We start from the raw sequence: 12,002 nt of genomic DNA on the forward strand, positions 1-12,002 counted from the left end.
GCTTATATATACCGCCGCCGCCTTACATTACGGAATCAGCACCACCTTCACGCAATCGCCGCGCGCTTGCGCCGCGATCGCGGCGTTGATGTCCGCCAGCGGGAAGGTCTGCACCAGCCGGTCGAACGGAAACCGCCCGGCGCGGTGCGCGGCGATCAGTTCGGGGATGAACGCCTGCGGGTCGCTGTCGCCTTCCATGATCCCGATCACGCGCTGGCCATAGGTGATCATGCCGGCGATGTTGATCGACAGCGTCTCGTCCGCACGATGCGGGACGCCGACCAGCCCCAGCATCCCGCGCGGCGCCAGCGCGGCGAGCGCGGCCTCGATCGCGGGGACGCGCCCGCTGGTGTCGAACGCATAATCGGTGCCGCCGGGCAGGATCGCGCGGATCGCCTCCGTGACGTTACCGGCGTTGGGATCGATCACATGCGTCGCGCCCAGTTCCATCGCCAGCGCGCGCCGCGCCGCGACCGGCTCGACCAGGATGATCGTGGCGCAGTCGCGCAGCACCGCGCCCATCACCGCCGCCAGTCCGACCGGGCCGCCGCCCAGGATCGCGATCGAGGAACCGGCGTGGCACGCCAGCGAGCGCATCACCCCGCCCGCGCCGGTCTGAAACCCGCAGCCCAGCGGCCCGAGGATCGCCAGCGGCGCGTCCTCGTCGGTCACCTTCACGACATTGCGCGCGCGCACGATCGTGTGCGCCGCGAAGCTGGATTGGCCGAAGAAATGCGACGAAATCGCCTCGTCGCCGTTGGCAAACGCCTTCGATCCGTCCTCCAGCCGCATCCCGGCATAGTTGAGCGGCGGGAAATCGCGGCAATAGCTCGGCAGATGCTCGGCACAGCGCTCGCAATGGCCGCAGCTGGAGAAGCCCAGCACGACGCGGTCGCCCACCGCCAGCCTCTCGACACCCTCGCCGACCGCCTCGATCGTGCCGGCGCCCTCATGCCCCAGCACCGCGGGCAGCGGATAGGGCGCGAACTGGTCGCGGAAGATGAGGTCGGTGTGGCACAGCCCCACGCCCGCGATCCGCACGCGCACCTCGCCCGCGCGCGGCGCGTCCACCTCCACCGTCTCGATCGAAAAGTCGCCTTCGGGCTGACGGGCGACGGCGGCGGTGGTCTGCATGATCGGGATTCTCCTATTGGATCGTCTGGCGCCAGCCGCTCGGCGTCTGGCCGGTGTATTGGCGGAACGCGCGGGTGAAATGGCTCTGGCTGGTGAAGCCCATCTGGTCGGCGATCGCGGCGATCGACATGTCCGACGCGCCCAGCAGCTCCTGCGCGCGGTCCAGCCGCGCCTTCATCACATATTGGTGCGGGGTGGTGCCGGTCGCCTTCTTGAACACGCGGCAGAAGTGCGACGGGGTCAGCTCCGCCTGCCGCGCCAGCGCGTCCAGGCTGTGGTCGTCCTCCGGATGCGCCAGGATCTCGTTCATGATCTGGTGGATGCGATAGGCGGAGGTGTCGGCGCTGGGGATCGCGGTCTCCGCCACCGGCACGCTGCCCCGCAGCGTATGCGCGCGCAGCGCGTCGAGCAGCGTGCCGATGTACGACACCCGCTCGTCGGTCGGCGCGGCATACAGCTCGCCCAGGATCTGACGGGTGAGCGCGATGCCCAGCGGATCGGCGAAGGCGAAGCGCATCGCGCGGAACTGGTCGACCGCGCTCTGTTGCGTCAGCTCGGCGAGCGGCACGGACACGGTCACGACGTCCAGCTCGCCCTCGATCCGCCAACCGGTGCTGACGTCCGCGGGCACGATCGTGGCGCAGCCGGGGACCGAGCGCACGCTGCTCCAGTGATCGGCCTGCCACAATCGCGTGTCCGGCTTGCCGCCGACATGGACGACGAAGACCGGGTCGACCAGCGCGGGCAGTTCGTAGCTGCCGATGAACTGGCGCCAGCGCGCGAACTGCCATGCGCCGATGTTGACGCTGCGATCCGGCCCGCGTCCCAGCGTGCGGGTGATGATCGTCTCGTTCGTGGGCACGGCGTGCACCTCCCTCTCCTCAGGCAGGTGTATCACGCCGCGCGGACAAGTCGAACGCGCGCATCCTCAGAATGCCACGCGGATCGACCCGCCATAGGTGCGTGGGGTGGAGGGCACCAGGAAGTTGTAGGGGAAGCCTGCGCCGCGCAGATCGAGGCCATAGGCATAGGTGCGCGCGTTGAAGAGGTTGTTGGCGAACGCCTTGAAGGTGAAGCGCCCCGTCGTCAGCGCCGCGGTCAGGTTCACCTTGGCATAGCCTTCCTGTTGCAGCTCGCTGTTCTGCTGCGCCGATCCGGCGACATTGGTGGTGTTGAAGGGCGAGAAATACTGGCGCGAGAAATAGGCGACGCTGGGCGAGACGGTGAGGCCGTTGCTGCCGTCCCTGAACAGGGTCAGGTCCACGCCGCCCTGCGCGGTGAAGCGCGGCGCGAAGGGCAGGTCGTTGCCGTTCAGCACCGTATTCTGGAGCGTCAGTTCCTTGTACGTGGCGTGGAGATAGCCCGCCGCCGCGGTCAGTGTGATCGCCGGCGCCACGCGCAGCCGCGCCTCGCCCTCCGCGCCATAGACCTCCGCCTTGGGCGCATTGACCAGGAACGACACCGGGCCGGGGCGCGTGTCCTGCACCTGCTGGTTGGTATAGTCGTAGTAGAAGCCCGCGGCGGTCAGCGTCAGCGCATTGTCGAAATAGCGGCCCTTCAGCCCGACCTCATAGGCGTTGACCCGTTCCGGCGCGATATAGTTGATCCCGGCCGACGAGGTATAGCCGCCGCCGTTGAACGCGCCCGAGCGATAGCCGCGGTTGTAGCTGGCATAGACCAACGTCCCGCCATCGAACGTATAGCTGAGCGACACCCGGCCGGTCAGCGCATTGTTGCGCCCGTCGAGCGCGAAGCGCGCATTGGGATCGTAGGCGCAGGTGCCCGGCACGCCCGCGCACGGCACGGTGGTGGCGAGCGGGGTCTGCGCACCGCCGACGTCGCCCGCGAACAGATAGGCATAGCCATCGCTATACCGGCTGCGATCCCAGGTGTAGCGCGCGCCGAGCGTCAGCGTGAGCTTGTCGGTGAGGCTGTAGTCGCCCTGTGCGAAGACCGCATAGGAGCGCCGCGTCTGGCGATAATGCTGGAAGAAGCCGCCGTTGACGCCCGCCCCCAGTGCCGAGCCGATGTTGAAGGTGTTGTCGGTGGTGACCTGGTCCCAGCCGTAGAAGCCGCCGCCGACCAGCTTCAGCCGGTCGCCGTCATAGTTGAAGCGCGCTTCCTCGCTGAACTGCTGGAAGCTGGATCGCCAGTTGATGTCGAGCACGTCGAGCGGGGAGCCGTCCGCGGCCTGTTGCAGGTTCTGCGCCCCGCCGTCGCGCGAGGTGATCGAGGTGAAGGTCAGCGTCGGCGACAGCTCGTAGGCGATCGTAGCGGAGGCGCCATAGGCCTCGGTACGGTTCAGCCCGACGCGATTCTCGTTGGTCTGGAAGAAGTCGAGCCCGGTGCGGAACGGCTGGAGCCCGTGGACCGCCGCCTGCGTGCCGCGGTCGCGCCCGCCATAGACCTTCAGCTTGACGTCGAGCGGGCCGTCGTTGGGGCGGATGCGCAGCACCGCGCGGCCTTGCAGCGTGTCCTGCGAATTGGGGTCGCGTCCGCCCGCGAAGACATTGTCGATCTGCCCGTCGCCATGCGCGTAATTGCCCGAGATCCGCAGCCCGAGCTGGTTCTCGACCATCGTCGTCTCGATCGCGGCCTGTGCGGTCCAGGTGTTGAAATTGCCGTAGCCGCCCTCGGCATAGCCGCTGTTGCCGCTGAGCGTCGGCGACTTGGTGATGAAGTTGATCGCGCCGCCGGTGGTGTTGCGGCCGAACAGCGTCCCCTGCGGCCCGCGCAACACCTCGACCCGCTCCAGGTCGAACAGGCCCATGCCGTGCGCGGTGCGGCTGGCGAGGTAGATGTCGTCGATATAGACGCCGACCGGCGACGCCTGGTTGGAATTATATTCGTTCGCCACGGAGATGCCGCGCAGCGAGAAATTGGGCTGCGTGTTGCCATAGGGGCTGCTGATCTGGAGGTTGGGCACCGCGGCGGCGAGGTTCGCCGAATTGGTGATGCCCTTCGTCGCCAGCGTGTTGCCCGCGATCGCGGACACCGCGATCGGCACCGACAGCACCGATTGCTCGCGCCGCTGCGCGGTGACGACGATGTCGCCGTCCACATTGCCGCCGGTTGCGGTGTCCTGCGCCTGCGCGGTGGCGGTCACGGGCGCGACGGTGGCGTCGGGGGAGCGGGCCGTAGCGGGGCGTGGATCCGCGGACTGGGCACGGGCCAGCGCAGGACATGTCAACGAAACCCCTGCCAGCAGGACGGCGGTGATCCTGGCGCTCATGGCCCTCTCCTTTGTTCAGAGGCGCTGTCCGGCCTCTTTCACGATCGCTCTAGACCAGCGGTCCGCGTCCACCCTTGCATCGCCTTGCCCCGCTTTTTGTCATTTCTTGCGCTGGATCCGCCGTGCGCGCCGCGGCGTGACGACGCGGTGCGCGGGGTAAGTCGTTGTTTGTTCGGTGATCGGCCCATAATGCGGCGAACCGTTGGCAAAGGACGGGAAGTCGTGCCGCGATCGACACCGATGTCATGGAAGATGTCATCGTCACACGTCATAACAATGTTGGCGGTGACCTTGCCGCCCGGGGGTGGGGACCTTTTCCGATGATCGCTTTGCTCGCGGCGCAGGCTGTTGCCGCGTCCGTTCCGATGACCATCGTGCCGAAACATGCGGCCACGTTCAGCGAGAATTTCGTCACTTGGGACGCCGGGCCGGACCGCGATGCGAAGACATGGCCGCTGCACCGCTGGCGCACGATCGAGAAGGCCGGGTCGACCACCATGTTCGGCAATGCGACGCTGGCGACCGAGGGCGCATTCCGTCGCCTGCCGCACTATCTGGCGATCACCGCCTTCAAGGGTGCCGATGGCGCGTGGCGCAGCGGCTATGCCTCGACCCGGTTCAGCTTCGCGCAGCTGCGCGGCTATTTCGAGTTCGACGCCAACGTGCCGGTCTGTACCAAGGGCGCCTGGCCCGCGCTGTGGCTGTTGCCTGCCGAGGCGGCGACGATGTGGCCCTATCACGGCGAGATCGACGTGCTGGAGGCGGTGGGCGACGGCAAGGTGTATCAGAGCCTGCACAGCGGCACGTATCGCAAGGGCGGCATGAGCTATCCGACGCGCGTCGCCTGCCAGCGCGGGTGGCACACCTATGGCGTGCTGTGGCGCAAGGACACGATCAGCTTCTACATCGACCGCAAGCTGACCAAGTCGGTCGTCACCCCGCCCGATTACACGCGGCCGATGTACATCATCTTCAACCTCGCTATGGGCGGCAGCTGGGCCGGGCAGCCCAAGGTCACCCGCGAGCAGATGTTCGTCCGCCGCATCACGGCGTGGCCGGAGCAGTAAGGGAATACCACCCCGGCCGCGGGGTCAGCCGGTGACGTCCACCGGCCGGGTCGCGACGATCGTCGGCCGTCCGGCGGCGAGGTCGCGCGCGGCGAGGCCGAATGCCTTGAAATGATCGGACGTCATGTGCGCCTGCACCGCAGCCTGATCGGCATATAGTTCGTTGAAGACGTAGCGGCGTTCGCCGTCGGTCTCGCGCCACAGGTCGTAGTGGAGCACGCCCGGATCCGCGCGCGACGCCGCGACGCAGGTGCGCGCCGCTGCCTCGAAGGCCTCTTCCTGGCCCTCCTTGACCGTCACAAAGGCGATGACTTTCACGGACATATGGCTCTCCTCGTCGTTTGCTCCGCTGTGATCGGTCGCGCGGGCCGACGCAAGCGTGCGAGATAGTTTCATTTCATACTATCTTGCGCTATCCTCGATGCATGGCCTCCGACCTCACCACGCCGCCTGAAGGCGCCGCTGCCGACTGGACGATCCCGCAGGGCTGGGACCGCTACACGCCCGAGGAGCACGCGACCTGGGACACGTTGTTCGAGCGGCAGGCACGGCTGCTGCCCGGCCGCGTCACGCCCGAGTTCCTGGAGGGGCTGGACGTGCTGCGGCTGTCGAAGCCGGGCATCCCCGATTTCGCGGAATTGTCCGACCGGCTGATGGCGGCGACCGGGTGGCAGGTGGTGGCGGTGCCGGGGCTGGTGCCGGACGAGGTGTTCTTCGACCATCTCGCCAACCGCCGCTTCGTGTCGGGCAATTTCATCCGCCGCCCCGACCAGCTCGACTATCTGGAGGAGCCGGACGTCTTCCACGACGTGTTCGGCCATGTCCCGCTGCTGACCAACCCGGTGTTCGCTGATTACATGCAGGCCTATGGCCGCGGCGGGCAGCGGGCGGCGGCGATGGGCGCGATCGAGCGATTGTCGCGGCTTTACTGGTACACGGTCGAATTCGGGCTGGTGCGCTCGGGCGACGCGCTGAAGCTGTACGGCGCGGGGATCGTGTCGTCCTATACCGAATCCGTCTTCGCGCTGGAGGATCCGTCGCCCAACCGGCTGGGGTTCGACCTGCAACGCGTGATGCGGACGAAGTACCGGATCGACGATTTCCAGCAGAATTATTTCGTCATCGACAGTTTCGACGACCTGCTCGACCAGACGCTCAACACCGATTTCGCGCCGCTCTATGCGGCGATGGCGGATCAGTCCGATATCGAGATCGAGACGATCCTGCCCGACGACCGCGTCTATACCCGCGGCACGCAGGCGCGGGTCAGGGCGTAATCCCCGTCACCCCGGCGCCGGGCCGGGTGACGGACGCCCCCCTTGTGCAACCCCGCCGCACCGATCATCGTCGGACATAGAAAAGAGGGGATCTTCCATGACACGCCGCCTGCTCCTGCTGCCGTCGCTGCTCGCGCTCGCCGCCGCGCAAGCGCCCGCCCCCGCACCCGCGACCGACAAGATGCTCGCCACCACCGCGCTGACGCCGGCCGATCCCGCCGCGGTCAACGCCCTGTGCGACGCCTATCTGTCGCGCGTCGCCGCGCTGCGCACCGCGCTGGAGAAGGAGACGGGCAAGGCGACGCTCGCCGACTTCCGCCGGTTCGACGATATCGCCGCGCTGCTGGGTGCGGCGCAGGGCGACAGCAATCTGATCGCGGAGGTCGCCGCGGACGAGCCGCGGCGCGAGGCGGGGCGCACCTGCCAGACCCGCGCGACCGAGGCGGCGACCGGCGTGCAGCTGTCGCGCCCTGTCTATGATCGATTGAAGGCGGTGCCGCTTGCCGGGGCGGATGCGGAGACGGTCCATGTCGTCCGCCGCACGCTCGCCGATTTCGATCGCGCCGGCGTGTCGCGCGACGCGGCGACGCGCACGCAGGTCGCCGCGCTCAACAAGCGCATCTCCGAACTGGAGGTGCGGCTGGAGGCGAACATCGCCAACGGCCGCCGCACGGTGAAGGCGGACCCGGGCGAGCTGGGCGGGCTGCCCGCCGACTTCGTCGCCGCGCACAAGCCCGGCGCGGACGGAAAGGTGGAGCTGTCGACCGACTATCCCGATTACATGCCGGTGATGAGCTATGCGACCAGCGACGCGCTGCGCCGCCGGCTGTTCGAGGCGTTCCAGAACCGCGCCTGGCCGCAGAACGATGTGGTGATGACCGAGCTGTTCACCACGCGCGACCGGCTGGCGAAGCTGCTGGGGCGCCCGAACTACGCCACCGTCGCACTGGAGAACAAGATGGTGGACACGCCCGCGAAGGCGGCGGCGTTCATCGACCGGGGCGTGACCGCGGGTGACCGCTACGCCCGGCGCGACCTGGGCAAGCTGGTCGACCGGCTGCGCAAGGATCAGCCCGGCGCCACCGATATCGCGCAATGGCAGACCGGCTATTACGGGCAGCTGGTCCGCAAGGAGCAATATGCGGTCGACCCGCAGCAGGTGCGCCAGTATTTCGCCTATGACGACGTGCGCGACGGGGTGCTCCAGCTCACCCGCGACCTGATGCAGGTGGAGATCCGGCCGTGGAAGACCGCGACCTGGGATCCCTCGGTCGAGGCCTATGAGATGCTGGACGGCGGGCAGGTGATCGGCCGCTTCTATTTCGACACGCATCCGCGCCCGGGCAAGTACAGCCATGCCAATGTCGTGCCGCTGCGTGCCGGGGTGGCGGGGCGCGTCATCCCCATGGCGGCGCTGGTCACCAACTTCCCCGCGGGCGACCACAGCACCGGCCTGATGGAGCATCGCGACGTGGAGACGTTCCTCCACGAATACGGCCACCTGATCCATGTCCTGCTGTCGGGCAAGGTGCAGTACGCCTCGTCCAACATGGGCAATATCGAATGGGACTTCATCGAGGCCCCGTCGCAGATGCTGGAGAATTTCGTCTGGGATTACGACACGCTGGCGCGGTTCGCGAAGGACGCGAAGGGTAACGTCATCCCGCGCGATCTGGTCGCGCGGATGAACCGCGCGCGCTATTTCGGCGAGGCCTTGGGCGACCGGCGCCAGTTCGGCTTCTCCAATGCGTCGCTCGGCTTCCATCTCGGCCCGCCGCAGCCCGATCTGACCGCGCAATATGTGACGCTGGTGGACCGCTACGCGCTGCCGCCGACGCCCGCTGGCGTGCATCCGCAGGCGGGGTTCGGGCATCTCGGCGGTTATTCGGCCTATTATCACACCTATATGTGGTCGAAGACGATCGCGCTGGACCTGTGGACGCGGTTCGAGCGCGAGGGGCTGCGCAACCCCGCGGTGGCACGCGCCTATCGCGAGGAGGTGCTGGCGCCCGGCGCGTCGAAGCCCGCGGCGACGCTGGTGCAGGATTTCCTGGGCCGTCCGCTGTCGCTCGACGCCTATACCGCACGCCTCGCCAAGGGGCAGTAGGAACGCGCGCGCCGGCGATGCGTCCCCTCCGTCCAGTTCGATGGGAGCATGACATGACCTATCCCGATACCCGGCTGTTCATCGCCGGGGTGTGGCGTGACGCCACCGACGGCCGCACGATCGCGGTGCGCAATCCCGCGACCGGCGAGGAGATCGGCCGCGTCGCGCATGCCGGGCGCGACGACCTCGACGCCGCGCTGGCGGCGAGCGAGCGCGGCTTCGCGACGTGGCGCGACATGACGCCGGCGGCGCGCAGCAAGGTCATGCGCGGGGCCGCCGCGCTGATGCGCGAGCGCGCGGGCGACATCGCCGGGCTGCTGACGCGCGAACAGGGCAAGCCGCTGGCGGAGGCGAAGGGTGAGGCGATGGCCGCCGCCGACATCATCGAATGGTTCGCGGAGGAAGGCTTCCGCGTCTATGGCCGGCTGGTCCCGCACCGTAGCAATCCGGCGGTGCGGCAGATGGTGGTGAAGGACCCGGTCGGTCCCACCGCCGCGTTCACGCCGTGGAACTTCCCGATCAACCAGGTGGTGCGCAAGATCGGCGCCGGGCTGGCGGCGGGCTGCTCGATGATCGTCAAGGCGCCCGAGGAGACGCCGGCCAGCCCGGCCGAGCTGATCCGCGCGTTTCAGGATGCCGGGCTGCCAGAGGGGGTGCTGGGCCTCGTCTATGGCGATCCGGCGGAGATTTCGGAATATCTGATCGCCAGCCCGATCATCCGCAAGATCACCTTCACCGGCTCCACGCCCGTAGGCAAATTGCTCGCCGCGCAGGCGGGCAAGTATATGAAGCGCGTGTCGATGGAGCTGGGCGGGCACGCGCCGGTGATCGTGTGCGAGGATGCCGATATCGAGCTGGCGGTGAAGAGCGTCGGCGGCGCCAAGTTCCGCAATGCCGGACAGGTGTGCATCTCGCCCACCCGCTTCCTGGTCCACAACAGCGTCAAAGCGCGCTTCGCCGAGGCGTTCGCGGCGCTGGCGCAGGGATTGAAGGTGGGCGACGGCAGCGCGGAGGGCACGCAGATGGGGCCGCTCGCCAACCCCCGCCGGCTCGACGCGATGAAGGCGTTCCACGAAGACGCCGTGGCGCAGGGCGCGACCGTGCTGACCGGCGGCGCGCGGATCGGCGAGGCGGGCAATTTCTGGCAGCCGACCGTGCTGACCGACGTGCCCTTGTCGGCGAAGCTGTTCAACGAGGAGCCGTTCGGCCCGGTCGCGGGCATCCGCGGGTTCGACGTGCTGGACGAAGCGATCGCGGAGGCGAACCGGCTGTCCTACGGGCTGGCGGCCTATGCCTTCACCGCCTCGCTGAAGAATGCGGACCTGCTGGCGCGGCGGGTCGAGGCGGGGATGCTGTGGGTCAACACACCCGCGGCGGGCAGCGCGGAGCTGCCGTTCGGAGGGATCAAGGATTCCGGCTATGGCACCGAAGGCGGGCCGGAGGCGCTGGAGGCGTATCTGAATACGAGAGCAGTGGTGGTGGCGAACGTGTGAGACGAACAAAGCCCCTCCCCTTCAGGGGAGGGGTTGGGGTGGGGGGTGTCTCATCGAGACCGGCACATGCGGCTCTTGACTGCCCCACCCCCAACCCCTCCCCTGAAGGGGAGGGGCTATTAGTCCGCCGCCACCGCTCCCTGCGGCGCGCTCGGCCGGCGGCAGATCCACACCAGCACGATCAGCCCTGCCGACAGCCATGCCGACAGCCGGAACAGGTCGGTCGACGCCAGCAGATACGCCTGCCCGACCATCTGCCGCGTCACCGCGCCCGCCGCCTGCGTCGCGTTCAGCCCCAGCCGCTGCATCTGCTCCGTTGCCATCTGATATGGCACGCCCTGTCCCACCGCATCCGCCAGCCGCGTCTGGTGCAGCGCCTCGCGCCGGTCCCAGGCGGTGGTGATGATCGACGCGGCGAAGCTGCCCGCAACGATGCGGCAGAAGTTGGAGATGCCCGTCGCCGAGGGCAGCCGCTCCGGCGGGAGCTTGTCGAGCGAGATGGTGAGCATCGACAGGAAGAAGGTGCTCATCGACACGCCCTGCACCAGGAGCGGCAGCACGAAGTCGGAGAAGCTCGCCTGCGTCGTATAGCCCGACCGCATCCAATAGCTGATCGCGAAGCCCGCGAACGCGATCGTCGCCAGGATGCGCGCGTCGATCTTCCCCGACAGCCGCGCCACGAACGGTGTCAGCACCACCGCCACCAGCCCGCTGGGCGCGGCGACCAGCCCTGCCCAGGTCGCGGTATAGCCGAGCTGCGTCTGCAGCCACAGAGGCAGGATCAGGATGTTGGCGAAGAACACCGCATAGCCGAGCGAGAAGGCGAGGTTGCCGATCACGAAATTGCGCCGCGCGAACAAGGTGAGGTCGACCGTCGGATTGGCGTCGGTCAATTCCCAGATCACCCAGGCGACGAACCCGACCAGCGCGACGAGCGCCAGCACGACGATCGTGGGATCGTTGAACCAGTCGGCGTTCTTCCCGAGATCGAGCATGATCTGGAGCGCCCCGATCCAGACGACCAGCAATCCGAGCCCGATCGTGTCGATCGGCAGCTTCATCGTCGGCGTCTCGCGATCCGACAGGTTCGTCCAGCACACGAACGCGGTCAGGATGCCGAAGGGCACGTTGATCAGGAAGATCCACGACCAATGGTAGTTGTCGGAGATATAGCCGCCCAGGATCGGCCCCATGATCGGCGCGACCAGCGTCGTCATCGACCAGATGCCCAGCGCCGTGCCGCGCTTGTCGGGCGGGAAGATCGCGATCAGCAGCGCCTGGCTGCCGGGCATCATCGGCCCCGATACCGCGCCCTGCAATACGCGGAAGGCGATCAGCGACGGCAGGTTCCACGCCACGCCGCACAGGAACGAGGCGAGCGTGAACAGCGCGACGGACGTGCAGAACACGCGCACCACCCCGAACCGCCGCATCAGCCACCCGGTCAGCGGCACCGCGACGCCGTTGGCGACCGCGAAGGCGGTGATGATCCACGTCGAATTGTCGCTGGAGACACCCAGATTGCCCGCGATCGTCGGCAGCGACACGTTGGCGATCGTGGTGTCGAGCACCATCATGAACGTGCCGAGCGCGAGCGCGAACGCGGTGAGGCCGAGCTTCGCGCCGGAAAGCGGGGGCGGGGCGGGGGGAGCGGCCACTTACCTGGTCCCGTCACCCCGGACTTGATCCGGG

General features: G+C 68.0%; 9 protein-coding genes. 4 read left to right on the forward strand and 5 right to left on the reverse strand.

Annotated features, from left to right (window positions below; genetic code table 11):
* Nucleotides 1–27: 27 nt before the first annotated feature.
* The 3 genes from PGN14_RS04470 to PGN14_RS04480 are packed head-to-tail and all read right to left on the reverse strand — an operon-like array spanning nucleotide 28 to nucleotide 4,240.
* Entirely contained in the window at nucleotides 28–1,134 is a 1,107-nt protein-coding gene (locus tag PGN14_RS04470) for an NAD(P)-dependent alcohol dehydrogenase (RefSeq protein WP_335298229.1), read from the reverse strand.
* A 13-nt stretch (nucleotides 1,135–1,147) separates the two neighbouring features.
* The gene (locus PGN14_RS04475) at nucleotides 1,148–2,005 is read right to left on the reverse strand and encodes an AraC family transcriptional regulator (protein ID WP_335298230.1); all 858 of its coding nucleotides are present in this window, start codon (nucleotides 2,003–2,005) and stop codon (nucleotides 1,148–1,150) included.
* 57 nt (nucleotides 2,006–2,062) lie between these two features.
* The gene (locus tag PGN14_RS04480) at nucleotides 2,063–4,240 is read right to left on the reverse strand and encodes a TonB-dependent receptor (protein ID WP_335298231.1); all 2,178 of its coding nucleotides are present in this window, start codon (nucleotides 4,238–4,240) and stop codon (nucleotides 2,063–2,065) included.
* A gap of 446 nt (nucleotides 4,241–4,686) precedes the next feature.
* Between PGN14_RS04480 and PGN14_RS04485 the strand changes: the two genes are divergently transcribed.
* Nucleotides 4,687–5,433 (forward strand): glycoside hydrolase family 16 protein, encoded by a 747-nt coding sequence (locus PGN14_RS04485; RefSeq protein WP_335298232.1) that lies wholly within the window; start codon nucleotides 4,687–4,689, stop codon nucleotides 5,431–5,433.
* A 24-nt stretch (nucleotides 5,434–5,457) separates the two neighbouring features.
* On the opposite strand, the gene PGN14_RS04490 is transcribed toward PGN14_RS04485, so the two are convergent.
* Nucleotides 5,458–5,757 carry a putative quinol monooxygenase gene (locus PGN14_RS04490; RefSeq protein WP_335298233.1) on the reverse strand — a complete coding sequence of 100 codons (300 nt, stop codon included), beginning with the start codon at nucleotides 5,755–5,757 and terminating at the stop codon, nucleotides 5,458–5,460.
* A 101-nt stretch (nucleotides 5,758–5,858) separates the two neighbouring features.
* On the opposite strand from PGN14_RS04490, the gene phhA reads away from it, so the two are divergent.
* From phhA to PGN14_RS04505, 3 genes are all read left to right on the forward strand, one after another.
* On the forward strand, nucleotides 5,859–6,710 hold the full coding sequence (phhA, locus tag PGN14_RS04495; protein WP_335298234.1) for a phenylalanine 4-monooxygenase: 852 nt from the start codon (nucleotides 5,859–5,861) through the stop codon (nucleotides 6,708–6,710).
* Nucleotides 6,711–6,807: 97 nt separating this feature from the next.
* Nucleotides 6,808–8,817: a M3 family metallopeptidase gene (locus PGN14_RS04500; protein ID WP_335298235.1), complete on the forward strand. Its 2,010-nt coding sequence runs from the start codon at nucleotides 6,808–6,810 to the stop codon at nucleotides 8,815–8,817.
* A gap of 53 nt (nucleotides 8,818–8,870) precedes the next feature.
* Nucleotides 8,871–10,310, forward strand: a complete 1,440-nt coding sequence (locus tag PGN14_RS04505) for an NAD-dependent succinate-semialdehyde dehydrogenase (RefSeq protein ID WP_335298236.1) — start codon at nucleotides 8,871–8,873, stop codon at nucleotides 10,308–10,310.
* A 119-nt stretch (nucleotides 10,311–10,429) separates the two neighbouring features.
* Here PGN14_RS04505 and PGN14_RS04510 read toward each other — a convergent pair whose 3' ends face one another.
* Nucleotides 10,430–11,968 carry a DHA2 family efflux MFS transporter permease subunit gene (locus tag PGN14_RS04510; protein WP_335298237.1) on the reverse strand — a complete coding sequence of 513 codons (1,539 nt, stop codon included), beginning with the start codon at nucleotides 11,966–11,968 and terminating at the stop codon, nucleotides 10,430–10,432.
* Between the last annotated feature and the right edge of the window lie 34 nt (nucleotides 11,969–12,002).

Origin of the sequence: Sphingomonas adhaesiva, from assembly GCF_036946305.1 — a bacterium.
GTDB lineage: Bacteria > Pseudomonadota > Alphaproteobacteria > Sphingomonadales > Sphingomonadaceae > Sphingomonas > Sphingomonas adhaesiva_B.